The 23298-nt window shown below is 60.5% G+C and carries 21 protein-coding genes; all 21 read right to left on the bottom strand.

Annotated features, from left to right (window positions below; all coding sequences use genetic code 11):
- Window positions 1–25 precede the first annotated feature (25 nt).
- Window positions 26–370, bottom strand: a complete 345-nt coding sequence (locus tag JBE38_RS01635; RefSeq protein ID WP_060756033.1) for an Hpt domain-containing protein — start codon at window positions 368–370, stop codon at window positions 26–28.
- 30 nt (window positions 371–400) lie between these two features.
- Entirely contained in the window at window positions 401–2119 is a 1719-nt protein-coding gene (locus JBE38_RS01630; protein ID WP_090369526.1) for an ATP-binding SpoIIE family protein phosphatase, read from the bottom strand.
- Window positions 2116–2421, bottom strand: a complete 306-nt coding sequence (locus JBE38_RS01625) for an STAS domain-containing protein (RefSeq protein WP_060756035.1) — start codon at window positions 2419–2421, stop codon at window positions 2116–2118. Before JBE38_RS01625 ends, JBE38_RS01630 begins: the two co-directional genes overlap by 4 nt.
- Window positions 2422–2505: 84 nt before the next feature.
- A complete protein-coding gene (fliJ, locus tag JBE38_RS01620) occupies window positions 2506–2955 on the bottom strand; it encodes a flagellar export protein FliJ (RefSeq protein WP_060756036.1) in 450 nt (149 codons plus the stop codon).
- 3 nt (window positions 2956–2958) lie between these two features.
- Window positions 2959–4317 carry a flagellar protein export ATPase FliI gene (gene fliI / locus JBE38_RS01615; protein ID WP_060756037.1) on the bottom strand — a complete coding sequence of 453 codons (1359 nt, stop codon included), beginning with the start codon at window positions 4315–4317 and terminating at the stop codon, window positions 2959–2961.
- On the bottom strand, window positions 4307–5071 hold the full coding sequence (gene fliH, locus JBE38_RS01610) for a flagellar assembly protein FliH (RefSeq protein ID WP_090369524.1): 765 nt from the start codon (window positions 5069–5071) through the stop codon (window positions 4307–4309). Before fliH ends, fliI begins: the two co-directional genes overlap by 11 nt.
- 10 nt (window positions 5072–5081) lie before the next feature.
- The gene (gene fliG, locus JBE38_RS01605) at window positions 5082–6101 is read right to left on the bottom strand and encodes a flagellar motor switch protein FliG (RefSeq protein ID WP_060756039.1); all 1020 of its coding nucleotides are present in this window, start codon (window positions 6099–6101) and stop codon (window positions 5082–5084) included.
- A complete protein-coding gene (fliF, locus tag JBE38_RS01600) occupies window positions 6094–7872 on the bottom strand; it encodes a flagellar basal-body MS-ring/collar protein FliF (protein WP_205343411.1) in 1779 nt (592 codons plus the stop codon). The genes fliG and fliF overlap by 8 nt, the downstream gene beginning before the upstream one ends.
- A 16-nt stretch (window positions 7873–7888) precedes the next feature.
- Window positions 7889–8218: a flagellar hook-basal body complex protein FliE gene (fliE, locus tag JBE38_RS01595; RefSeq protein ID WP_016972029.1), complete on the bottom strand. Its 330-nt coding sequence runs from the start codon at window positions 8216–8218 to the stop codon at window positions 7889–7891.
- 131 nt (window positions 8219–8349) lie between these two features.
- A complete protein-coding gene (locus JBE38_RS01590; RefSeq protein WP_205343410.1) occupies window positions 8350–9726 on the bottom strand; it encodes a sigma-54-dependent transcriptional regulator in 1377 nt (458 codons plus the stop codon).
- 7 nt (window positions 9727–9733) lie between these two features.
- Window positions 9734–10945 carry a sensor histidine kinase gene (locus JBE38_RS01585; RefSeq protein ID WP_205343633.1) on the bottom strand — a complete coding sequence of 404 codons (1212 nt, stop codon included), beginning with the start codon at window positions 10943–10945 and terminating at the stop codon, window positions 9734–9736.
- A 109-nt stretch (window positions 10946–11054) separates the two neighbouring features.
- Window positions 11055–12530 carry a sigma-54 dependent transcriptional regulator gene (locus JBE38_RS01580; RefSeq protein WP_205343409.1) on the bottom strand — a complete coding sequence of 492 codons (1476 nt, stop codon included), beginning with the start codon at window positions 12528–12530 and terminating at the stop codon, window positions 11055–11057.
- Between the two features lie 169 nt (window positions 12531–12699).
- A complete protein-coding gene (locus JBE38_RS01575; protein ID WP_090369516.1) occupies window positions 12700–12996 on the bottom strand; it encodes a flagellar protein FliT in 297 nt (98 codons plus the stop codon).
- Window positions 12997–13020: 24 nt separating this feature from the next.
- On the bottom strand, window positions 13021–13410 hold the full coding sequence (fliS, locus tag JBE38_RS01570; protein WP_205343408.1) for a flagellar export chaperone FliS: 390 nt from the start codon (window positions 13408–13410) through the stop codon (window positions 13021–13023).
- Between the two features lie 144 nt (window positions 13411–13554).
- Window positions 13555–14955, bottom strand: coding sequence for a flagellar filament capping protein FliD (gene fliD / locus JBE38_RS01565; protein ID WP_090369514.1), 1401 nt, complete (start codon window positions 14953–14955; stop codon window positions 13555–13557).
- Window positions 14956–15036: 81 nt separating this feature from the next.
- Window positions 15037–15396, bottom strand: a complete 360-nt coding sequence (locus JBE38_RS01560; RefSeq protein ID WP_205343407.1) for a flagellar protein FlaG — start codon at window positions 15394–15396, stop codon at window positions 15037–15039.
- A 75-nt stretch (window positions 15397–15471) separates the two neighbouring features.
- Window positions 15472–16914, bottom strand: a complete 1443-nt coding sequence (locus JBE38_RS01555; protein ID WP_205343406.1) for a flagellin N-terminal helical domain-containing protein — start codon at window positions 16912–16914, stop codon at window positions 15472–15474.
- Between the two features lie 267 nt (window positions 16915–17181).
- Window positions 17182–18111, bottom strand: coding sequence for a ketoacyl-ACP synthase III (locus JBE38_RS01550; protein WP_090369511.1), 930 nt, complete (start codon window positions 18109–18111; stop codon window positions 17182–17184).
- 277 nt (window positions 18112–18388) lie between these two features.
- On the bottom strand, window positions 18389–19972 hold the full coding sequence (locus tag JBE38_RS01545; protein ID WP_090369509.1) for a flagellar hook-associated protein 3: 1584 nt from the start codon (window positions 19970–19972) through the stop codon (window positions 18389–18391).
- A gap of 14 nt (window positions 19973–19986) precedes the next feature.
- Complete coding sequence (gene flgK / locus JBE38_RS01540) at window positions 19987–22023, bottom strand: flagellar hook-associated protein FlgK (protein WP_205343405.1); 2037 nt, start codon at window positions 22021–22023, stop codon at window positions 19987–19989.
- A gap of 10 nt (window positions 22024–22033) precedes the next feature.
- Window positions 22034–23296, bottom strand: coding sequence for a flagellar assembly peptidoglycan hydrolase FlgJ (gene flgJ, locus JBE38_RS01535; RefSeq protein ID WP_104994435.1), 1263 nt, complete (start codon window positions 23294–23296; stop codon window positions 22034–22036).
- Window positions 23297–23298 lie beyond the last annotated feature (2 nt).

The following is a 23298-nucleotide window of genomic DNA, read 5'->3' as shown; positions in this document are numbered from 1 at the left end:
ACGTCGACTTACGCTTCTTTAACAGCTAAAGCCCAAACCGCTGCTTCTCCGACTCATACATAGGCCGAACCAGAGCAAACTCACGGTCAATCTGATCCACCAGCGCCCCCAGGTCCGCCGTCGCCCCAACCGACTCCACTTCCAGCCGCTGGCACAGCTGCGCCAACCGTACCGCCCCGAGGTTGCCGCTGCTGCCCTTGAAACTATGGGCGATTCGCCCCAGCGCCTTGGCGTCATCGCGCGCCTTGCGCAGGGCTTCGACGCGCTTCTGCGAGTCGTCAAGGAAGGTGTCGAGCAACTTGGGGTACTCGCTCTCCATGACGTCCTGCAAACCCGACAGCACTTCAGGGTCCAGATGAATCTCAGCCACTTGCTCGCTCCTTGATCAAGAATCGGCGGATTATGCCAGAGCCTTCCAGCAAAACTCCACGCAGACACTGCGCCCGCCGTCCGTCCAGCGTACATCGCTGCTCAGCTGGCGCACCAGGCTCAAGCCTCGACCAGACAGACGGTCCAAATCCAGGGGCCGCTTCAGCACCTGATCCACGTCGAAGCCTGGGCCACTGTCTTCGACGCGCAGGATCAGCTTGCCGCCCGTGGCGGTCGGCATCACTTGCATATGTACCCGCACATGACCGCTGTCCAGTTGCGCCAGGCGCTCATTGCGCTGACGGTAGTAGTCGGCGAATCCCTGGGCGTCGCGCTTGAGCTGCGAGTCCAGGCCCAGCACGCCGTGCTCCAACGCGTTGGAATACAGCTCGGCCATCACGCTGTAGAGCGCCCCGCTCTGCTCACGCAGCCCCTGAATCTCCAGCAGCAGCTGCAACAGGTAAGGCAAGGGGTTGTAGCATTTGAGGGCCTGGGCGCGAAATTCGAAGCTCACCGACCAATCCAGGGGGCATGGCTGGTTGCTGTCGGCGTATATGGGCTCGGCCGCACGCAACGGCTGGCCGGGCTGCAAGGTGATTTCCACCATGCTGACATCATCGCGCGCTTCGCCACGAAAGGCCGCCAGGGCCTGTTCAATCTCTTCGAACAGGCGGTCGGGCTCGCGGTTGGCGGCGAATACCTGCTGCAGGCGCTCCGCGCCGAACAGTTGGTCGTTGGCGTCGGCAGTATCCAATACGCCATCGGAGAGCAAAAACACCCGGTCGCCGAGGGCCATGGGCAAGACCTCAACGCGATCATCAAACGCCTCCACCGACAGCACACCCAACGGCAGGTGGCGTGACATCAACGGCGTGCGCCTGCCCGTCGCGACCTCATGCACATAACCTTCCGGCATGCCGCCATTCCACACCTCGACCACGCGCCGCTGTGCGCTCAGGCACAACAGGGTGGCGCAGCAGAACATGTCCACCGGCAGGATGCGTTTGAGCTTGGCATTCATCTCCCGCAGGATCTGCACCAGCTCGTACCCCTTGGCAGTCATGCCGTAGAACACTTCCGCCAGGGGCATGGCACCCACGGCGGCAGGCAGGCCATGCCCGGTAAAATCGCCGAGCAGCACGTGCATGTCGCCAGACGGCGTGTACGCCGCCAGCAACAGGTCGCCATTGAACAGCGCATAGGGTGATTGCAGATAGCGAATGTTCGGCGCGGCGTTGATGCATCCCGAATGGGCGACCTTGTCGAACACCGCCTTGGCCACCCGCTGCTCTTGCAGCAGGTACTCATGATGCCGGGCGATCTGATCGCGCTGCTGAAGAACCGTGGCCTGCAGGCGCCGCAAACGGTCCATGGCATTGATCTTGGCGGCCAGGATCAGTGGGTTGTAGGGTTTGGGCAGAAAATCATCCCCGCCGGCATCCAGGCACTCGGCCAGGTCGGCGCTTTCGCTGAGGGACGTAAGAAAGATCACGGGGACCAGCGCTTCCCCCGCCAATTGCTTGATCCACCGCGCAGCCAGGAAACCGTCCATCACCGGCATCATCGCGTCCATCAACACCAGTTGAGGTCGCTCACGCGCAAACACCTCAACGGCTTCCTCGCCGTTGGCTGCGGTGAGCACGTGATGCCCCTGGCGCCGCAAGATAGTCGCCAGCAGCAGCCGGTCGGTATCGCTGTCCTCGGCGATCAGGACAGTCAGCGGCTCGGACATCGGGGCCAGGACTCTCAATTGATGTCGAACAGCTTGTCGAAGTTAGAGATGGCGAGGATCTTGCGCACGTCGGGACTGCAGTTGATCAGTGTGACCTGCGAGTCGTCACCGCCTGCGTGATCACGCAACAACAGCAGCATGCCCAAGGCCGAACTGTCCAGGTAGGTGGCTTCTTTCAGATCGACGGTGTAGGCGTCGGGGACCTTGTAGAAACGCTCGTAAGCCTCACGAAAATGCTGGTGGCTGCCGAAATCGAATCGGCCCTTGATTGCGATCGTCAACTGCTTCCCATCCAGGGATACTTCTGATGTCACCGACATACGACTGCTTCCTTGTCATTGGCCATGTGTAACAAGGTTTAGCAGGCGAACCCGATCTCGGCAAATGCAGGAGCAGCCCCACACCTAATACTGCGACTGACGGGGCAGACGTTGTGACAGCTCATCCAGCAACTTTTGCTCGCGCTTGTCCTCAATCGCCCGTGCTTCGTCGATATAGCGCTGCACCAGCTTGCGCAGGCCCTCGACCCGGGCAAACGCCTGCTGCCAGCTTTCGCGGGCCTTCTCAAGGTTGTTCTGGTGCCAGGCCAGGCTCTGGCGCTGCTGGGCGACCGCCGTCTCCAGCTGGTTGAGAAAGCCCTGATAGCCCATCAACCACTGGCCGGACACCCCCTGGCTGCCGCGCTCGATCCACTGTTGCTGGTATTCGCCGCGAAAGCGCTCCAGGTCGCCCAGCTTGCTTTCCGCCAGGCGGACCTGGCCTTGAAAATAGCCCAGGCGCTGGGCGGCGGTCTTTTCGGCCTTTTCGGCCATGTCCACCACCGGCGCCAGGCGTGAAGAGCGGGTGCTGGCCATGGCTTAGCCGCCTGGCGCCGGGGCGAAGATCGAGCCGAGGTGCGCTTCGCTTTCACCCATGCTGATTTTGTCGTTGAGCCCCTGGCGCAGGTAGGTCACCAACTGCGGTTGCAGGGCGATCGCCAGGTCGGTCTCGCGATCCCCGCCGGCCACATAGGCGCCGACGCTGATCAGGTCGCGGCTCTGTTGATAGCGCGACCACAACTGCTTGAAATGCTGCGCGCGGGCCATGTGCTCCGGCGTGACCACCGCCGGCATCACCCGGCTGATCGAGGCTTCGATGTCGATGGCCGGGTAGTGCCCCTCCTCCGCCAGGCGCCGCGACAGCACGATGTGGCCGTCGAGCACGCCTCGCGCCGAGTCGGCGATCGGGTCCTGCTGGTCATCGCCTTCGGACAACACGGTATAGAACGCGGTGATCGAACCACCGCCCGCCTCGGCGTTACCGGCACGCTCGACCAGCTTGGGCAGCTTGGCGAACACCGACGGCGGATAACCCTTGGTGGCTGGCGGCTCGCCGATGGCCAGGGCGATTTCCCGCTGGGCCTGGGCGAAACGAGTGAGCGAATCCATCAGCAACAGGACGTTCTTGCCCTTGTCGCGAAAATACTCGGCGATGCGTGTGCAATACATGGCGGCACGCAGACGCATCAAGGGCGCATCATCCGCTGGAGACGCCACGACCACCGAGCGCTTGAGGCCCTCTTCACCCAGGCTGTGCTCGATGAACTCCTTCACCTCGCGGCCCCGCTCGCCGATCAACCCGACCACGATAATGTCGGCCTCGGTAAAGCGCGTCATCATGCCCAGCAGGACCGACTTACCCACCCCCGTACCGGCGAACAGGCCCAGACGCTGGCCGCGGCCGACCGTCAATAAACCGTTGATGCTGCGAATGCCCACGTCCAGCGGCACGCTGATGGGGTTGCGATTGAGCGGGTTGATGGTGGGGCCATCCATCGGCACCCAGTCTTCGGCCTTCATGCCGCCCTTGCCGTCCAGGGCGCGTCCGGCGCCATCGAGCACGCGACCGAGCATGCCCATGCCCATCGGCAAGCGCCCGGTGTCAGCCAGCGGCACCACGCGGGCGCCCGGGGCAATGCCCGCCAGGCTGCCGACCGGCATCAGGAAAATCTTGCTGCCGGAGAACCCCATGACTTCCGCTTCGACTTGCACCGGGTGGTAGCTGTCGTCGTTGATCACCATGCAGCGGCTGCCCATGGCGGCGCGCAGGCCCTCGGCTTCGAGGGTCAGGCCCACCATGCGCAACAGGCGCCCTTCGAGGATCGGCTGACCGGGCAACTCGGTGGCCTCGGCGTAGCTGCCCAGGCGCTTGGCGAAGCTGGTGCGATCAAGGCGCATCAGGGGTGTCCAGGTCTACGCTCAGGTCAGGTTCGGCCGGATGCAGGGCCTGCTCATGGAGTTGATCGAAGAGCTTGGCCATGATCTGGGTGATACGGGTTTCCACCGTCGCGTCGATGCGGCTGTGCTCAGTCTCGACCCGGCAACCGCCAGGCTGCAACGTCGCGTCTTCAACGATGCGCCAGGTTTCTTCATGGCGCTCGCGCAAGGCTTTGACCTGCTCGAAATCCTGCGGGTTGATGTACAGCCGCACATTGCCGACGCCCAACGGCAGCAGCTTGAGGGCTTCGCGCATTACGCTTTCGATATGGCTGGAGTCGAGCACCAGTTCGCGCTGGATCACTTGGCGGGTCATGTGCTCCACCAGGCGGACCATGGCTTTTTCAAGCTGGGAATCCTGCTCGGCGATCGGGTCGAACAGGCTGCTCATCAAGCGCTCCAGGCTGGCGAGCTGGACACTCAGCGCCGCCTCGGCTTCCTGGCGAACTTTGAGAGTGGTACTGCGAAAACCGTCTTTTTCCCCCGCCGCGAAGCCCTCGTTGTAGGCTTCCTGGCGGATGGCCTCCAACTCTTCGAGCGTCAGTGGCTGGACTTCCTCCAGCGGCACTTCTTCCATTTGCACGGGGGGCTCTTCGACCGGCTCAGGCTCGGGTTCCGGTACATGCGGATCGAAACTGGGCAACGACCAGATATCGAACCCGCCGACGTCCCGCGCGCGAATCAGATCGCTGGGCGCCTCATCTTTGCTCGACATGGGACGCGCCTTAGATCATTTCTTCGCCGCCCTTCCCGCCGAGAACGATTTCTCCGGCTTCGGCCATACGGCGGGCAATGGTGAGGACTTCCTTCTGCGCGGTTTCCACGTCGCTGACGCGTACCGGGCCTTTGGCTTCCAGGTCGTCGCGCAACAGTTCGGACGCACGCTTGGACATGTTCTTGAAGATCTTCTCTTTGACGTTGTCGTCGGAGCCCTTGAGCGCCAGCACCAGAACGTCCGAGGACACTTCGCGCAGCAACGCCTGGATGCCACGGTCGTCGACATCGGAGAGGTTGTTGAACACGAACATGAGGTCTTCGATCTGGCCGGACAGGGTGTCGTCGATCTCGCGGATCGAGTCCATCAACTGGCCTTCCATCGAGCTGTCGAGGAAGTTCATGATGTCGGCCGCACGCTTGATACCGCCCAAGGTGGTGCGCGAGGCGTTGGAGTTGCCCGAGAACTGCTTCTCCAGAATCGTGTTGAGTTCTTTCAATGCCGCCGGCTGCACGGTGTTCAGCGACGACACGCGCAGGATGATGTCCAGGCGCACTTTATGGTCGAAGTGGCCGAGGACTTCACCAGCCTGGTCCGGGTCGAGGTAAGCCACGACGATCGCCTGGATCTGCGGGTGTTCGTAGCGGATCACGTCGGCAACGGCACGCGGCTCCATCCATTTCAGGCTGTCGAGGCCGCTGGTGTTGCCGCCGAGCAGGATGCGGTCGATCAGGCCGTTGGCCTTGTCTTCGCCCAGCGCCGAGGTCAGCATCTTGCGGATGTAGCTGTCGGAGCCGACGCCCAGGCTGGTCTGGTCGCCGACGATCTCGACGAACTCGCTCATCACCTGCTCGACTTGCTCGCGGTGCACGTTACGCATCTGCGCCATGGCCACGCCGACGCGCTGAACCTCTTTGGGCCCCATATGGCGCAGCACTTGGGCGGCGTCGGTTTCACCCAGGGACAGCAGCAATACCGCCGCTTTATCGACCCGGGTGAGCTTGGCAACAGCGGCTCGATTATCACTCATCTGCGTTGATCCAATCTTTCACGACCTGGGCCACACGACCCGGATCTTCTGCCACCAGACTTTTGATTGCGTTCAACTGAGCGTCATAGCCTTCGCTCGGGCTTGGCAACAGGATGCTTTGCGGGCCGCCCAGGCTGACGCGGTCGTTGGCCAGTTCGCCATCCAGGCCGCCCATGCCACCCAACTCGACGTCGCTGCCACCGAAGGCCGCCAGTTGTTTCTTGCCGTTGCCGGTAATGTTGTTGAGCACCGGACGCAGCACGCCAAACACCAGCACCAGGATGAACAACACGCCCAGCACTTGCTTGACGATGTCCCAGAACCACGGCTGAGTATAGAACGCAGGATCGGCGATCACCTCTCCCCGTTCGGCGGAGAACGGCATATTGATCACGCTGACGCTGTCACCGCGGCTGGCGTCGAAACCGACAGCGTCCTGCACCAGGCGGGTAAAGCGCGCCAATTCGTCGGCGCTCCAGGGCGCACGGGTCACCGCGCCGTCAGCCGGGTTGACCTTGACCTGATCATCGACCACCACCGACACCGACAGGCGGTTGATTTTGCCCTGTTGCTGCTTGGTGTGGCTGATGGAACGGTCGAGCTCGAAGTTCTTGGTGGACTGGTTACGCTTGTCCGCCGGGTACGGGGCAAGCATCGGCTGGCCGGTGGCCGGGTCCATGATCTGCTGACCATTGGCGTCCAGCAGCGGCTGGCCAGGCTGAATCGCGCCGGCAGTCGCGGCAGCGCCACCGGTGGTTTGCGGTGCCGACGCCGGGGCCGGAGGCTGGTTGCTCAAGGCGCCCGGCACCCCTTGCGGACCATTGCTGGCGGTGCGTTGTTCGCTGGTGGACTGCTCGCTGCGCAGGGCGGGCTGGTCGGGGTTGAACTGTTCGGAGGTCGACTCGACGGCACTGAAGTCCACATCGGCGGACACTTCAGCCTTGTAGCGGTCATTGCCCAGCACCGGTTGCAGGATATTGTGCACACGCTGGGTGAGCATGCTTTCCATGCGGCGGCTGTAGTCGAACTGCTTGCCGGCCTGGGTCAACGCCGAGTTCTCGGCCTGGTCGGACAGCAGGTTGCCCTTCTGGTCCACCACGGTAATTTGCGACTTGCTCAATTCTGGAACGCTGGTGGCCACCAGGTTGATGATCGCCAGGACCTGACCCGGCTCCAGGGAACGACCGGCAAACAGTTCGACCAGTACCGAGGCGCTTGGCTTGCGTTCGTCACGCACGAACACCGAGCTTTTTGGGATCGCCAGGTGCACGCGGGCGCCCTTGACGTTGTTCAGGCTGGAGATGGTACGCGCCAGTTCGCCTTCCAGGCCACGACGGTAGCGAGTGGCTTCCATGAACTGGCTGGTGCCCAGGCCCTGGTCCTTGTCGAGGATCTCAAAGCCGATGTTGGCGTCGGACGGCGTCACGCCGGCGGCAGCCAGCTTCATGCGCGCACGGGCGACGTCGTCAGCCTTGACCAGCAAGGCGCCGGAGTTGGGTTCCACGGTGTAGGCGATGTCGGCGGCGGCGAGGGTTTCCATGATCTGCTTGGAATCCATGCCCGCCAGGCTGCCGTACAGCGGCCGGTAATCGGGTTGCTGCGACCACAACACCACGGCAAAACCAATCGCCACGCTGGCTGCCAGGCCGACCAACAGGCCCACCTGACGCAACATGGTCATTTCGGAAAGGTTTTCCAGGAACGACAGGCCAAACAGCGGCGGCTTGCCGTCTGCCTTGGCGGGTGCGTTGTCCACGACTGCTTCTGCCATGACTTAAATCTCGTCCTTAAACCGGCATCTGCATGATGTCTTGATAAGCCTGAACCAGCTTGTTACGCACTTGGGTCAAGGCCTGGAAGGAAACACTGGCCTTTTGCGAGGCGACCATCACATCGGTGAGGTCCACGCCGCTTTTACCGATTTCAAAGGCGGTGGCCAACTGGTTCGACGCTTGCTGGGTATCACTGACTTTGTTGATTGCCTGACCGAGCATGTCGGCAAAACTGCTTTGGCCCAATTCCGGCGCGGGCGCGACGGATTTCGGTTGAGCCATGGCATCCATTTGCATGGAGCGCATATCCAACATCAACCGATTGAACTCAATACCCTGGCTCATGACCTTCTCTCTCTGACGACCCGCAATTTTTTGACACTACGCAGCGGTTACTACAGGTGGTAGCAACAAGGGTGCCAGATCCGTGGCGACTCGTAAGAAAAGGCGACAAGCCATGTCAGCCCAAGTATTTGTCAGGTAGCGAAAAGATACGCTTCCACATCCATACCGGCGTCACGCATCTGCGCCAGCTTGTAGCGCAAGGTGCGCGGGCTGATGCCCAAGCGCTCGGCGGCCTCTTTGCGACGGCCACGCTCGGTACGCAAGGTGTCGATGATCATCTGGAATTCGCGGCGCCGCAGATCATCCCCCAGGGCACCGCCAGTTTCGGCCTCGGCGACTACCGGCGCGGGCGCCAGGGTGGGCAACGGTGCCGCCGCACTGCCCATGGCCAGGCAGAAGTCTTGCGGCTGGATCAGCCCGCCCTGCTGCAAAATCAGCGCACGCTGGATCGCGTTGTCCAACTCCCGCACATTACCGGGCCATGGATAGCCGATCAGGCAAGCCTGGGCTTCAGCCGACAGCCGCGCCTGGGCGTGCTTCATTTTTTTGACGTGGTTGTTCAGCAGGCGCTCGGCCAGCGGGATGATATCGGCCGGACGCTCACGCAACGGGCGCCAGGCCAGCGGAAAGACCGAGAGCCGATAGAACAAGTCTTCCCGGAACCGCCCCGCCGCCACTTCGCCCGCCAGGTCGCGGTTGGTCGTGGCCACCACGCGGATATCCAGCTGGATCGGCTTGCGCGCACCGACCCGCTCCACCTCACGCTCCTGCAACACCCGCAGCAGTTTGGCTTGCAGGCCCAGAGGCATTTCGGAAATCTCGTCGAGCAAAATAGTGCCGCCATCGGCCTGTTCGAACTTGCCGGCCTGGGCCGCGATGGCGCCGGTGAACGAGCCCTTTTCATGACCGAACAGGGTGGCTTCGAGCATGTTGTCGGGGATGGCCGCGCAGTTGATCGCAATAAAGGGTTGCTTGGCGCGACTGGACTGTTGGTGGATATAACGCGCCAACACCTCCTTGCCGGTGCCGGACTCGCCGGAAATCAACACGGTGGAGTCGCTGCGCGCCACCCGTGCGGCCAGCTCCAGCAATTGAGCACTGGCCGGTTCAAAGGCAATCGGGCCTTCGCTCTCGACGGCAGGCATCACCCCCAGGGCATGCCGGGCAACCAGTTCCATCAAGGCTTTGGGCTCGAAGGGTTTGACCAGGTAATCAGCCGCGCCCTGACGCATGGCGTCCACCGCGCGCTCCACCGCGCCATGAGCAGTCATCAGCAATACCGGCAACTGCGGCTGACGCGCGCGCAGCAGGCCGAGCAACTGATGACCGTCCATGCCCGGCATGTTGACGTCGCTGACCACCAGGCTGAACGCCTCTTGCTCGACCGCCTCCAAGGCCTCCTCGGCAGAACCGACCGCCCGGTAGTCATGGCCCGCCAACAGCAGCGTGTCAGCCAATGCTTCACGCAGGGCGCGATCGTCTTCCACCAATAAAACCCTGATAGCCATAGCTTCGTTACTCCGCGCTTGCCGGGCTGAAAAACAGCGGCAAGGTCATCAATGCACAGGTGCCACGCCCCAATCGGGAGTGCAGCTGCAATTCTCCCTGATGGGCACGTGCCACCGCCTTGACTACGGTCAGGCCGAGGCCGGTACCGTTGGTCTTGGTGGTAAAAAACGGTTCGCCCATCCGTTGCAGCACCACAGGGTCGATGCCGCTGCCGCTGTCGCTGATGCACAACCGCAGGTTTTGCTCGCGACGGTAGAGATGCACCTTGAGCCGCGCATCCGCGCCGCTGGCCTGGATGGCGTTTTCAATCAGGTTGAGCAAGGCCCCCACCAAGGTGTCGCGATTGCACAGCAATTCGCCGAGATGGCTATCGCACTGCCAGCGCACATTGACGCCCTGGATATGGGTGGCGGCCGCCGATTGCAGCGATTGCATCAGCTCTGCCGGCGTGACGCGGTCGGTCAGCGGCAATTCGCCACGGGCAAACACCAGCATGTCGCGCACTTGATGCTCCAACTCGTGCAGGCGCTCCTTGAGGCGCCCGGCAAATCGCTGGTGGGTGGCAGCCGGCAACTGCTCATCAGTCAAATGACTGGCGTAGATCAGCGCCGCCGACAAGGGCGTGCGGATCTGATGCGCCAAAGAAGCGACCATCCTGCCCAGTGACGACAAGCGTTCATGACGGGCCAGCTGGTCTTGCAGGTGACGGGTTTCCGTCAGGTCGTTGAGCAGCACCAACTGTCCGGGCTCGGCGTCCAGGGAGCGGGTGGCAATGGACAGGCGGCGCCCGTCTTTCAGGGAAATTTCGTGGCCGTCATCTTCACGCGGGGCAAAGCAGCGGGTGATGACTTCTCGCCACAACTCGCCTTCCAGCGGCAGGCCGAGCATGTCGCAGGCGGCCGGGTTGGCTTCGCGCACACGCCCTTGGTCGTCGATGACGATCACGCCACCGGGCAACAGGTCGAGGAGGTTTTGCAGACGGTTGGCCAGGCGCTCTTTTTCCGCCAGCTCTTCCATGCGCTGGGCGCTGACCACCGCCAGCTCGCCCTTAAGCTCGGAAACCCGGGCTTCCAGCAGGCTGTAGGAGTCGGTCAGTTGGCTGGACATCTGGCTGAACAGCGAAAACGCCTGCTCAAGGCCCTGCCGGCTCTGCTGCTCTACAGATGGGGCGCCCCCCGCAAGATCGGGGGACGAAGATAGTTGGGCGGCGTGGGGCATCATGCTCTCTCGCTGGCTGACCGTCAGTTAAACGGAACGTTGCGAGGGCTGTAGCAATACCCGTGCCGAAAAAAAACTACCGAAATTTCAGTAACTTAAAAAACAGGCGTCAATCATCCGCCTGTTCGTCACCTTCTTTGCGACTCATACCGTACTTGCGCATCTTCTCCACCAGGGTGGTACGACGAATGCGCAGGCGCTCGGCGGCCCGCGCGACGATGCCATTGGCGTCGTCCAAGGCTTGCTGGATCAAGCCTTGCTCGAGGTTGCCGAGGTAATCCTTCAGGTCCAGGCCTTCCGGCGGCAGCATGGCTGTGGCGCCGAAGTCCGGGGTATGGCCATTGATGGCCACGCGCTCTTCCATGTCGCTGCGCAGGCTGTCCACCAACTGCTCGTCTTCGTCGTCGACGTAGCGGAATTTTTTCGGCAACTCGACCACGCCGATCACACCGTAGGGGTGCATGATCGCCATGCGCTCGACCAGGTTGGCCAGTTCACGCACGTTGCCCGGCCAGCCGTGGCGGCACAGGGACATGATCGCAGCAGAGTTAAAGCGAATCGAACCGCGCTTTTCGTGCTCCATGCGCGAGATCAGTTCGTTCATCAGCAGCGGGATGTCCTCGACGCGCTCACGCAGCGGGGCCATCTCGATCGGGAAAACATTGAGGCGGTAGTACAGGTCTTCGCGGAAGCTGCCCACCTCGATCATGCTTTCGAGGTTCTTGTGGGTGGCCGCGATGATGCGTACATCGACGCTCTGGGTCTTGTTGCTGCCCACGCGCTCGAAGGTGCGCTCCTGCAATACGCGCAGCAATTTGACCTGCATCGGCAGCGGCATATCGCCGATTTCGTCGAGGAACAGAGTGCCGCCATTGGCCAGTTCGAAACGCCCGGCACGGCTGGTGATTGCGCCGGTGAAAGCGCCCTTCTCGTGGCCGAACAATTCGCTTTCAAGCAGCTCCGCCGGGATCGCCCCGCAGTTGACCGGCACGAAGGGCCCGTCGCGGCGCTTGGAATGGTAGTGCAGGTTGCGTGCGACCACTTCCTTGCCGGTGCCGGACTCACCGAGGATCAGCACGCTGGCATCGGTGTCTGCCACTTGCTGCATCATCTGGCGTACGTGCTGGATCGCACGGCTGGTGCCCACCAGGCTGCGGAACAGGTTGGGTTCGCGGTGACGGCCACGCTCACGGGCCTGGTCGTACATCTCGCGATAGACCTGGGCGCGGTGCAGGGAATCGAGCAATTTGCTGTAGCTGGGCGGCATTTCCAGGTTGGAAAGCACACGACGGCGCTGGTCTTCCGGCAGGTCCACGGAAGAAATCTCGCCCATCAGCAACACGGGAAGGAACTCATCCCAGGTTGACAGTGTCTTTAACAAGCCCAAAACAGCGCCAGGAGCGTTTACCGTCCCGATCAGCACACAAATGACTTCACGGCTCGACGACAGCGAGCTGACCACCTGCTGCCAATCATGGCTGCCGCAGGGCAAATTTTCTTCACCAAGAAAATTTAAAATCACCGCTAAATCGCGGCGACGGACGCTATCGTCATCAATCAGCAGAATTTTGGTTTCACGCCACATGCAATAGCAACTTCCCTAGTAAAACTTCCTGCCCCAAAGTCAGGGCAATCTAGACGGCTGTAAGACTTCTTACCTTATAGACGTCTGAAATCTGAAAACAGCACTAGTTAAGTCAAAAATGCTGGCACAGTCAAATATATGACGCACCGTTCGGACCAACCGAGCCCGTTCAGCCGAACAGATGGTAAACCTTCGACGCACTTTCCGCTCGATTGATCTGCGACATCTCTTCGAAAATCGCCTGGCGTTCGCCAGTCGTCACCTCAAGCAACTGCTGATAAACCGCCAGCAGGCTTTCCAGTTTTTCCCGCAAGGCGTCCTCGTCAACCGGCGCATTATTGAGCGCCTCATCGATCACCGCACGGCAACCCAGATCCAGCTCACCAATGGCGTCCCAGTTGCGCTCGGCCAGGGCATCGACCAAAGCGTCGCGGGTCTCGTCAATCCGTTGCAGGGCGTGGCTCATGACATCATCCTCAGGCCCAAGGGCCTACAGTGTTGCAATACCGTCCCAGCCTTCCTTGAGCGTAATCATCAGGCCGGCTACTTCGTCGATCATGGTGACATCGCTCTTGCTGTTGGCTTCCAGCAGGCGCGTAGTCATATAGGCGTACAGATTATCAAGTTGCTGCAACGCGGCCGGATCGTCGGTTTTCTCCGGGTTCAGGCCGTCACGCAAACCGATCAGAATGTCGATCGCCTTGCCCAACAGCAGGCCTTTTTGCGCGATATCACCACGAGCCATGGCGCCTTTGGCCTGAGCCATGCGATCCAACGCGCCTTCCATCAGCATCTGCACCAAGCGATGCGGGCTGGCTTCGGAGATTTGGGCATGGGAATTGACCTTCTGGTATTGGCGAAGGGCTCTCATGGGATTCATGTTTCTACCTCGTGACAGGCAACAGCTAAAAAGAATGGGCTCTGATTATTATGTCGACGGCGTTGCAAAAAACTTTAAGCCGACGGTCTGGCGAAGGGCACGCCCGAACAAGGTGATCACCTTGCCGGGCGACCTCAGTGAGGATCAACTGGTCTTCGGATTATTCAGTGCGTTAAGTGTGGTCATGACACTGGAGCGCTGACTGGTAAGCTGAGCCACCAGGTTGTTCATGGTGGTGTATTTGTCGGTCAGCGTCTTTTTCAGAGCAGCCATACGCGCGGTCAAAGTATCCTGCTGGGTCTGCAGATCCTTGATGTTGCTCGACAACGTCGTCGAACGCGTAGCCAGAATCCCGGTACCACTCAGCGCATAGCTGTCGGTTGCGGTCTTCATGCGCGCAAGCAAACCCTTGTCACCGTTGAAGATACCGCCGATGTCGGTAGGGTTGGTCAGCACTGCCGCGTTGAAGATCTTGTCATCAATACTCAGCTTGCCGGTTTTCTGATCCGTGTTCACACCGAACTGGGCCAGGGATTTCAACGCCCCTGTCCCGCCCATTGCGTTCAGCTCAGTACGGATGGCCGACTGCAAAGTGCGCATGGTGGCATCGCCCGTCAACGCAGAAGACGTTGTGGATCCGTCGGCGTTGGTGGTCACGGCGGTTTCAGTGTTGATTGCCGTCATCAACGCGTTGTAGGTGTCGACAAAGCCCTTGACCGAACTCTTGAGGGTATCGTTGCTTCTTGCCACTGTGATGGTCGAAGCGACGCGTTGAGCCGTTGGATCGGTAACCCCGGTCGGCAACGGCGACACTGCCGTCAACTTGATGCTCACACCACTGATCGCATCGGTCAGAGTATTACTCTTTGACTCCTGAGCCGTACCGTCAATGGTGTACTTCGCGTTCTGTGGAGCGCTACCGACGACAGACGTACCGGCTTCCAGGCCAGAGTTGCCCCCCACTGTAATGTCAGTACCGACGCCAGTATTGGTCGACGTCAGCACCATACGAGAGCCGGTGGAGTCAGTCAGGATGTTGGCACTCAAGCCCGAACTGCTCAGTTGTGCGTTGATCGAGTCCCGCACCTGCTGCAATGTAGCGCCCGGTGGCACGCTGACAGCGTAGTTCTGGCCCGACTGCGAAATCGTCAGCGACGTGGCTGTGGTGCCTTTATTGACGACCGTCTTCGCACCGCCAGCGTAAGTCTGGGTCGCAATCTTCGAGGCCGTCGCCAATTGGTTGACCACCAACTGATAGCTACCCGCAGAGGCCCCCGCACCCAAGGTAACGCTGGAAACAGTGGCATCCGATGTGGTTGCCGTCAGGCCGCCAATACTGGCGTCCTTGGCCATGTTGTCCATGGCACCACGAAAAGCGTCGAGCGCCGCTTGAATTTTGCCGATCGAGGACAACTGGGCAGTCGACGTCTGCGTCTGCTTATTGATCTGCGACTGCTTGGGTGCCTGTTCCGCGTTCACCAATGCCGTCACGATAGCTTGGGTATCGATGTTCGTAACTGGGCCGCTAACCGATATATCACCCATGACTGTTCTCCTGATTCGGGGGCTGGCGCTTTCTTGACGGACGACGCCTCAAGCAACGACAGCAACAAAATTCATGCCAGTTCAGACTTTCGCGTCAAACAGCACGCTACTGGCGTCGTGAAGGCTTTGCGCGAGCTTCAATGCGGCTTCCGAAGGGATCTGTCGGATCACTTCACCGCTGTCGGTCGCAATGACTTTGACCACCACTTGATGGGTAGAGTCGTCGATTGAAAATTCCAGGTTGCGCTGGGCATCCTGAACAAATTTGCGAATATCCGCCACCGCCTGTTTAAGGTCGGACGGCTTCGTGTCCTGCTGGGGTTCGACCGCGGCAACCGCAGGCTTGACCTTGGTTGTCTGCGAGTCGTTGCTCACAGGGGCAGGCGCGCTCTGCGGCGTCGCCGCAGGATAAGACAGGTTCAACTTGACGCTCATGTCCATGTCCAGTCACCTCATCACGCAAAAGACAAAAGGGCACGTAAACGCGCCCTTCCGTCAGTCATCTACCCATGGCTATTACTGAAGCAGCTTCAGTACAGCGGAAGGCAGTTGGTTGGCCTGCGACAGGATCGCAGTGGAAGCCTGTTGCAGGGTTTGTTGCTTGGTCAGCTGAGCGGTTTCAGCAGCGTAGTCAACGTCCTGGATCTGACCGCGAGCGGCAGTGGAGTTGTCGGCGATACTGGTCAGGTTGGCCACGGTATTGTCGAAACGGTTTTGTACAGCACCGAGACCTGCACGCTGGGAGTCGATGTCGGAGATCGCCTGGGTGATCACGTCAATCGCGTTTTGCGCGTTGGTAGAGGTGGTTACGTCAGTGTTGTTGACGGTGGTTTTCGCGGAGTTGGCAGCAGTACCGGCTGCGGCGAACACGCCCGTTACACCAGCGCCGTTCAGGGCGTAGCTGTTGGAGGAGTTCAGCGAAACCTGGCCAGTTGCGATGATCGCGGTAGCGGCCAAGGCAGTAGCAGTACCGAATGTGCCGTTACCACCTTTGGTAGCGACCGAGATACCAGCAGCACCGCCGTCACCAGCGTTGAAGGTCAGGTTCTCACCGGTGTCGGACTTGACCGACAGAGCGTTGGTCGACGAATCGTAGTTAACGCTGATGCCCAGCTTGGCAGCGTTGGACTTCAGTTGGTCAGCCAGGTCGGAAGTGCTGGTCACGCCAGTGAACTGAACTGCGGTACCGCTGCCCACTTGCAGAGTGAAGTTGGCGTTCGGAGGAGTAGCAGCAGCAATGGTAGCCGCGTTCACAGTGAACTGGGCTTCAGTGCTGGCGGTAGCGCTCAGGCCGCCGACAGCGCCGTTCATTTGAGCAGCGATCTGCTTGGCGGAAGCACCGGCAGCGATGGTCACGTTAGCAGTCTGGCCACCACCGGTAACGGTGATAGCACCACCAGCGACGCCGGTTGCGGATGGCGTCAGGGCCTGGGTTTTCAGCTGTTGCGAGCCGATGTTGTTGGCCGCTACGTTACCGATGGTCATGTCGATGGTCTGGTTGGCGTTGGCGCCGACCTGGAACGAAGTGGTACCGAAAGAACCGTCCAGCAGGTTCTTGCCACCGAAGGTGGTGGTGGTTGCAATACGGGTCAATTCAGCAGTCAGAGCCGCGTATTGAGCCTGGTTCGACTTACGGTCTTCAGCGCTTGGCGAGCCGTTGGCGGATTGCAGAGCCAGGGTACGCATGCTTTGCAGGATGTTGGTGGACTGCTGCATCGCGCCTTCAGCGGTCTGGGCAATCGAGCTACCATCGTTGGCGTTCTTGATCGCAACGCCCAGGCCGTTGATCTGGCTGGTCAGACGGTTGGAGATCTGCAGGCCGGCCGCATCGTCTTTGGCGCTGTTGATACGCAGGCCGGAGGACAGGCGCTGCATGGAGGTTTGCAGAGAATTGGAGGCGTTGTTCAGGTTCTTCTGAACAGTCAGCGACGCAAGGTTGGTGTTTACTGTTAATGCCATGACGAAATCCTCGTGGGTGGTGTACTGCGGCTTCCGGCCCTGGCAACCGCCGGGTGTGCCTAGAGAACCTTCGTAATAGTTATCGTCGTGAAGTCAGGTTGCTTGAGGACTTTTTTGATTTTTTTTACTAGCACGATGCCACCCCTTGTAATTCAAGCATTTACGCTAGCTCAATCGCCCGTAATTGCCAGGTTTTCTGACGTCAAATAAAAAACGCCCAGGCTTTTTTCAAGCCTGGGCGTTTTTGTGTGCGGTGCTATCAGGGCATCACGAGCGATAGAGAATCGCCGAACCCCACGACAACCCCACTCCAAAGCCGCTGATGGCCACACGTTTCCAGCTACCGTCCAGCATGTGCTTTTCCAGCAACAGCGGAATACTCGACGACACGGTGTTACCGGTCTCGACCATGTCCTTGATGAACTTCTCAACCGGTGCATCTTCGAAACGCCGGGCCACCGCGTCGACAATCGCCGCACTGCCCTGGTGAATGCAGAAGGCATCGATCTGGTCAGGCGCAAGGTTCGACTCGTCGAGCAACTCGTGCAAATGCGCCGGCACTTTGAGCAAGGCGAAGTTGAACACCTGGCGACCATTCATGAAGAACACGCCGTCGCTGACCTTCAGATGTGGCGCACCGGAGCCATCGGTGCCGAACTTCGACTTGCCCAGTAACCACGGTGCGTCCTCGCCCATCCAGGTGGCGGTGGCAGCATCGCCAAAGAGCATGGTGGTGTTGCGGTCTTCCGGGTCGACGATCTTCGAATACGGGTCGGCGGTGATCAGCAGGCCGTTTTTCAGGCCAGTGGCTTCCATGAAGCCCTTCATCGCATAGATGCCGTAGACGTAGCCGGAGCAGCCCAGGGAGATATCGAACGCGGCCACATGGGTAGGCAGGCCCAATTTGTCCTGGACGATGGCAGCCGTGTGCGGCAAGCCTTCCTCGTCGCCGTTCTGGGTCACGACGATCAGCGCGTCGATGGATTCGCGCTTCAACTGCGGGTTGTTGGCAAACAGAGCGTTGACCGCCTCGACGCACAGGTCGGAGGTTTCCTGCGCAGCATCCTTGCGTGGCAGGAACGCCGAACCGATCTTGCCAATGATGAAATCTTCATCCTTGGCGAATTTGGCGCCCTGGGCGTAGTTATCCACCCCGTCTGCCGGCACGTAACTGGCGATGCTTTTTATGCCAATCATTGTGGCTTCCCAATACTAAATAGCTGGAGAACACCCCAGGGACTGCGCCCGGAGTGCTGACAATAAAGGGGAAAACCCCGTAAAAAACTCGCTGAAAGCCGCCCCGCAAGGACCCTGTGACGACTTATCCTTTTCACACGATACAGTGAAGATGCGCTTAATGACTCACAGGTCACTCAATTTTGTTCGCTTTGTGCAAAACCGCGCAACGTTCCTGACACCCGAAACGACAACGGCCCACCCTGTTGCCAGGGTGGGCCGTTGGTCTGGACGCCGATTACATGCGGCTGAACAGGCTCAACTGGGAGATTTTCACGAAGGCCAGCTGCGAGGCTTGCAACATGGTCTGCTGCAAGGTCAGGTCAATGGCCGCCTGCCCCATGTCCACGTTCGCCAGTGACGACATGGTGGTGGTGTTGGCCAGGCCCAGGCTAGTGTTTTCCTGGCTCTGGATATCCAGGGCATTGTTACGCGCACCGATGGAGCCACGGACCTGGTCGATCTGCGCGGTCGCATTCGCCAGGTTGGCGATGCTGGTATTGACCACGTCCTTGAGCTGATTCATCGCCACCTGGCTGCCATCCGACGGCGTTTCCAGGGCCTTGCGTAACTGGCCCAGGGTATCCAAGGCATTCATGTTCTTGTTACTGGTAGCGCCGACCGAAAACTGGTCGCCGGCACCCGGCGTGCCACTGATGCCGAAGGTCACCCCGGCCGTGGTGACCGAAGTGGCACCGGCGGCGATGGTGCCACTGGCAATCGCCTTGCTGTCAGTGCTGTAAGGCTGGGCGAACACCTGGTAATCGGTACCACTGGTGAACTTGATCACCGCACCCGAGTTGGGAAAGGTGCTGGCATACGCCGCCTGGTCCGTCACACTGCCGCCGGTCAACTGCGCCGTGGACGGGTTGCTGGCCGTGCGCGAGACACTGAACGTATCCGGCTTGCTTTCCAGGGTGAACACCTTGCCCGCTACCAGCGCATCCGAAGCGGCACCGGGCGCGACACTCGCCCCCAGGTTCAGCGAGATGTCGAACTTGACCCCACGCAGGTTGACGCTGGAAGCGCCCTCCTTGGTCGCGTCAAACGTGCCGTTACCGGGGATCTCGGACGTCACGTCGTTACCGTCCTTGTCGGTCACGCTGTATTGAGTGCTGCTGGCGAAGGTCAGCTTATACGGCTGGCCGTCGGCAAAGTTCTTGATGTAATTGGTGCTGGAGGTGACCAGGCCTGCCGAAATCGCCACCTTGCCGTCATTGACCGCCGGCGGCAACAACGTGGTCTGAGTACGACCGGTGTTGGACGAACTTTCGAGCAGGGCCTTGCCGGTATCGCCCATGGCGATCGACAGGTTGCTCGATACCTGCAGGCTCAGCGGCGTCTCATCACCCTGATAGGTGTAGGTGCCGTCGTTGTTGCGTATATAGGGCGGCGTGTCGGTCTTGGACCCGGAGAACATGTAGTTGCCACTGGAGTCCTTGCTGTTGAGCAGGCCCAGCACATGGTCTTCAAGCGCGCCGACCTTACTGGCCAGCGCCTTGCGGTCGTCATCGCTGAGGCGCTGGTTACCAGCCTGCAGCGCCAGCTCACTGGCCGACTGCAACGCAAGGTTGATGCTCTGCAGTACCGTTTCTTCGTTACCGAGCGAGTTCTGCAAGGTGGTGATGTTGCCGTTGAACTGGCCCAGCATGTCCTTTTGCTGCTGCAGCATCAGCAATTGGGCGGCCGCCACCGGATCATCCGAGGCAGTTTGCACCCGAATACCGGAACTGGCCTGGTCCTGAGCCTTCACCACACCCGAATAGTTATCCTGGTACTTGCTGGAGCTGGTGTCGAAATACTGCTGTGTAGAGATACGCATCGTTCCAGACTCCTTTAAAGGGCGTTGATCAGCGTGCTGAAGGTTTCTTGCGCGGCCTTGATGATCTGCGACGACGCGGTGTAGTACTGCTGGAACTTGATCATGTCGCCCGCCTCCTCGTCCAGGTTGACCTGGGACACCGAGTTGCTGGCCGCCTTGTTCGCCGCCAGCAAGGCGCCGGTGGCGGTGGTGTCGGTGTTGGCCTGGGCGGCCTTGGAGCCCACCTGGGACACCAGCCGGCTATTGGCGCTGACCAGGCTCACACCCGCATTGCCATCCACCGCACCCACCGTCGCCTTGGTCTGCAAACCCAACAACTGCTGGGCGTTGCGACCATCGGAGGTGGCGCCGCTGTTGAAAGAAAAGGTCGTGCTGTCGCCATTGGCCGGCGTGCCGGCCACCGTGGTATCGAAGTTGAAGCTCTTGCCCGGAATCAGCGCCCCGGTGGCATCGCGCATGGGCACATTGATGCTGATCTTGTTGCCCTGGCCCGGGATGATGCTGCCGGTACCGATCGGGTTGCCTTGTGCATCGCTGACGGTATATGGCTGGGTACCGTCCGCCGCCGGCTTGCCGAAGACCATCTTCACCGGCATCGAGTTTTCGATCCCGGTGCGCAATTGCGCGGTCGCGGCACCACCGTTGATATCAATGGGCACGGTCAAGGTAGGCGGTGTGAACGTGCCGGCGCCAGTGTTGGTCTTGCTGGCATTACCAGCCAAGGGTGCCGCAAATGCGAGCTTGTTCGGATCCTTGAGTTGGACGCCGATATTACTGGCACCCGTGGCCGTCGGGCTGACTTTGAAACTGTCACCGGCCGCTACGGGACCGGCGCCGTTCAACGCCAGGGTAAAACCATCAATCACCGGCGGCGGCGTGGTCGTGGTGTCGAACGAGCCCATCGCCTTGCCGTCCGAACGCACCACGTTGTACAGGTTGCCGCTGGTGAAGGTGACCTTGTAGTCGAAGGTCGACAGCTTGCTGGTGTCGGTAATCGTCACATTCAGATTGCCGGAGCCTGCACTGTTACCCGCAGCCGCCTGGCTGCGCTGGGCAATGGTGGCCGCAGTGTTGATATCACTGAACAGCGAGGAGCCGAAATCACTGTTCAGGTCCAGGCCCTGCCCCAACTGGGTGTTGACGCTGTCGGCGGTAGCAATGGCGATGCGCCCCAAATCGTTGATGGCCGGCATCAGCACATCACTGCGATAGCGCAACAGGCCGCCGATACTGCCGCCGGAAATCACCGAGCCGATGTCCATCTTCGTATCGCCCATGTTGAGCTGGATGGTGTACTGGCTGTTATCGGTCTTGCTCGGTACCGCTGAAATGGTATTGGCAATATTGCCCTCCACCAGCGACTGCCCGGTGCCGGTGGTGATACTGAACTGGCCGTTCTTCTCGGTAGCAGTGACGCCAATCAGCTCATTGAGCGAACGCACCGCCTCGTTACGCGCATCCAGCAGGTTGGCCGGCGCACTGGTCGATGATCCCTGGGCGGTTGTGATCTGGTTGTTGAGCGAGGCGATCGACGACGTCAGCTTGTTGACCTGATCACTCAGCGTACCCAGTTGGCTGTTGATGCCTTCTTTCTGCTGGGTCAACTGTGTGGAAATCGAGTTGAAGCGGTTGCTCAAGGTCTGCGCGCTGGTCATCAGCAATTGCCGCGCGGAAACATCGCTCGGCGTGGCGGCGGCGGTTTGCAGGGATGAAAAGAATGCGCTGAGCGCGGCGGACATACCCGTGGATTTGTCCGACAGGGTTTTGTCGATCGCCGCGGCCTGGCCCGCGTATGCGGTGGCATCGCTGTTGAGCGCGGTACTGCTCTGGTAGGCGGCTCCCAGAAAATCGTTATAAATGCGGCGCACGTCCGCCAAGGTCGTACCGCTGCCGATGAACACCCCACCGTACTGGTTGTTGGCGCTGGCGTTCTGGGTGGTCTGCTGGCGCGAGTATCCCGGAGTATTGACGTTGGCAATGTTGTTACTCAGGACCGACAACGATCCTTGAGAGGCGTTAAGCCCTGACATCCCGATACTGAGCAAACTCATGATTCAGACCTTATAAATGTGTGGTCGCGCCCGCGGCAGCGTAATTCTGGTAACTGTTCATCGTTTTAGCGATCTGCGAAATCTTGCTGGCGTAGTCCGGGTCGGTTGCATATCCGGCTTTTTGCAACTCGCGTACAAACCGCTCCGGGTTGTCGGCTGATTTCACAACTTCTTTATAGCGATCATTGCTTTGCAGCAATGTCACGAGGTCATGGAAGCTGTCCTGGTAGGAGTTATAGGAACGGAACTGCGCCGTTTCCTTGACCATCGCGCCATTGCGAAACTCGCTGGTGATCGCGCGTGCCTGGCCGCCCTGCCAACTCTGGCCGGCCTTGATACCGAACAGGTTATGGCTGCTGCTGCCGTCTTCGGCGCGCATCACCGATTTACCCCAACCGGTTTCCAGGGCGGCCTGCGCCACCAGGTACTTCGGATCGATACCGATTCGCGCCGCCGCCGCCTTGGCCATCGGCAACATAGTGGCGACGAACTCATCCTGCGAACTGAAGGCTTTCTTCGCCGGCGCCAGTGGCGGCTGGGCGATGGCACGGCCATACACCTGCATGCGCCCGCTCGGTACGGCGAAGCTGTGGGCGGCACTGTTGACCACGTTGTCATCGGCAGCGCTGTTGCGCAGCGGCGCAGTCTTGGCGACGGCGGCGACCTCCGTACTCGGCACGATGCCCGCCAGCAAGCGATCGGTCAGCTTGCTCGGCAAGGCAATACGGCGCTGGTTCATCAGCTCCATATCATTGGCGTGGGCATTGCTGCCTTCCGGCACCGCCACACGGTAAGCCCACAAAGGACGCTGGCCATTGGAACGCCCCAATGGGCCTTCGGCTTGCGTGCCTGCGGCAATTTCAGTCGGCACATCGACTTTCTTGACCGGCGCATCCGCTGCCGGGCCTTGCAAGGTGGCCGCCTGGGCGTCCACCGGTTTGTTCTTCTGCATCTGGCGCATGAGCACGTCGGCCAGGCCGATACCGCCCCCCTCGCGCGACAGCGAGACCGCCAGTTGCTGGTCGTACATTTCCTGATACTGCTTGGCGGCCGGGGTGTTCATCGGGTTGTCCTTGCCCAGGGCGTCGGTGGCCGAGCGCATGGACTTGAGCATCTCGTTCAAGAACAGCGACTCGAACTCCTGCGCGACTTTGCGCATGTTGCCGTCGCTGTTCTTATCACCCACCTTGAGCTGGTTAAGCCGGTTCAGGTCGGAGTAAGCCCCCGAATCCGCCGTGCTGCTGATCCCACTCTTGCGCATATCCATGGCCATGG

The sequence above is a fragment of the Pseudomonas sp. ICBG1301 genome (assembly GCF_016918385.1).
Lineage (GTDB): Bacteria > Pseudomonadota > Gammaproteobacteria > Pseudomonadales > Pseudomonadaceae > Aquipseudomonas > Aquipseudomonas palleroniana.
Note: the sequence above shows the minus strand (reverse complement) of the source record. Positions and strands in the feature narration are given on the sequence as shown.

What these genes read in the sequence shown, in the direction of transcription:
- JBE38_RS01575 (WP_090369516.1), bottom strand. Translation starts at nt 12,996, where the DNA reads ATGAGCCACGCCCTGCAACGGATTGACGAGACCCGCGACGCTTTGGTC.
- JBE38_RS01560 (WP_205343407.1), bottom strand. Translation starts at nt 15,396, where the DNA reads ATGGACATGAGCGTCAAGTTGAACCTGTCTTATCCTGCGGCGACGCCG.
- fliE (WP_016972029.1), bottom strand. Translation starts at nt 8,218, where the DNA reads ATGAGCCAGGGTATTGAGTTCAATCGGTTGATGTTGGATATGCGCTCC.
- flgK (WP_205343405.1), bottom strand. Translation starts at nt 22,023, where the DNA reads ATGAGTTTGCTCAGTATCGGGATGTCAGGGCTTAACGCCTCTCAAGGA.
- flgJ (WP_104994435.1), bottom strand. Translation starts at nt 23,296, where the DNA reads ATGGCCATGGATATGCGCAAGAGTGGGATCAGCAGCACGGCGGATTCG.
- JBE38_RS01625 (WP_060756035.1), bottom strand. Translation starts at nt 2,421, where the DNA reads ATGTCGGTGACATCAGAAGTATCCCTGGATGGGAAGCAGTTGACGATC.
- JBE38_RS01545 (WP_090369509.1), bottom strand. Translation starts at nt 19,972, where the DNA reads ATGCGTATCTCTACACAGCAGTATTTCGACACCAGCTCCAGCAAGTAC.
- fliS (WP_205343408.1), bottom strand. Translation starts at nt 13,410, where the DNA reads ATGAATCCCATGAGAGCCCTTCGCCAATACCAGAAGGTCAATTCCCAT.
- JBE38_RS01590 (WP_205343410.1), bottom strand. Translation starts at nt 9,726, where the DNA reads ATGGCTATCAGGGTTTTATTGGTGGAAGACGATCGCGCCCTGCGTGAA.
- fliG (WP_060756039.1), bottom strand. Translation starts at nt 6,101, where the DNA reads ATGAGTGATAATCGAGCCGCTGTTGCCAAGCTCACCCGGGTCGATAAA.
- fliF (WP_205343411.1), bottom strand. Translation starts at nt 7,872, where the DNA reads ATGGCAGAAGCAGTCGTGGACAACGCACCCGCCAAGGCAGACGGCAAG.
- fliJ (WP_060756036.1), bottom strand. Translation starts at nt 2,955, where the DNA reads ATGGCCAGCACCCGCTCTTCACGCCTGGCGCCGGTGGTGGACATGGCC.
- fliD (WP_090369514.1), bottom strand. Translation starts at nt 14,955, where the DNA reads ATGGGTGATATATCGGTTAGCGGCCCAGTTACGAACATCGATACCCAA.
- JBE38_RS01550 (WP_090369511.1), bottom strand. Translation starts at nt 18,111, where the DNA reads ATGATTGGCATAAAAAGCATCGCCAGTTACGTGCCGGCAGACGGGGTG.
- JBE38_RS01555 (WP_205343406.1), bottom strand. Translation starts at nt 16,914, where the DNA reads ATGGCATTAACAGTAAACACCAACCTTGCGTCGCTGACTGTTCAGAAG.
- fliI (WP_060756037.1), bottom strand. Translation starts at nt 4,317, where the DNA reads ATGCGCCTTGATCGCACCAGCTTCGCCAAGCGCCTGGGCAGCTACGCC.
- JBE38_RS01580 (WP_205343409.1), bottom strand. Translation starts at nt 12,530, where the DNA reads ATGTGGCGTGAAACCAAAATTCTGCTGATTGATGACGATAGCGTCCGT.
- JBE38_RS01585 (WP_205343633.1), bottom strand. Translation starts at nt 10,945, where the DNA reads ATGCCCCACGCCGCCCAACTATCTTCGTCCCCCGATCTTGCGGGGGGC.
- fliH (WP_090369524.1), bottom strand. Translation starts at nt 5,071, where the DNA reads ATGTCGAGCAAAGATGAGGCGCCCAGCGATCTGATTCGCGCGCGGGAC.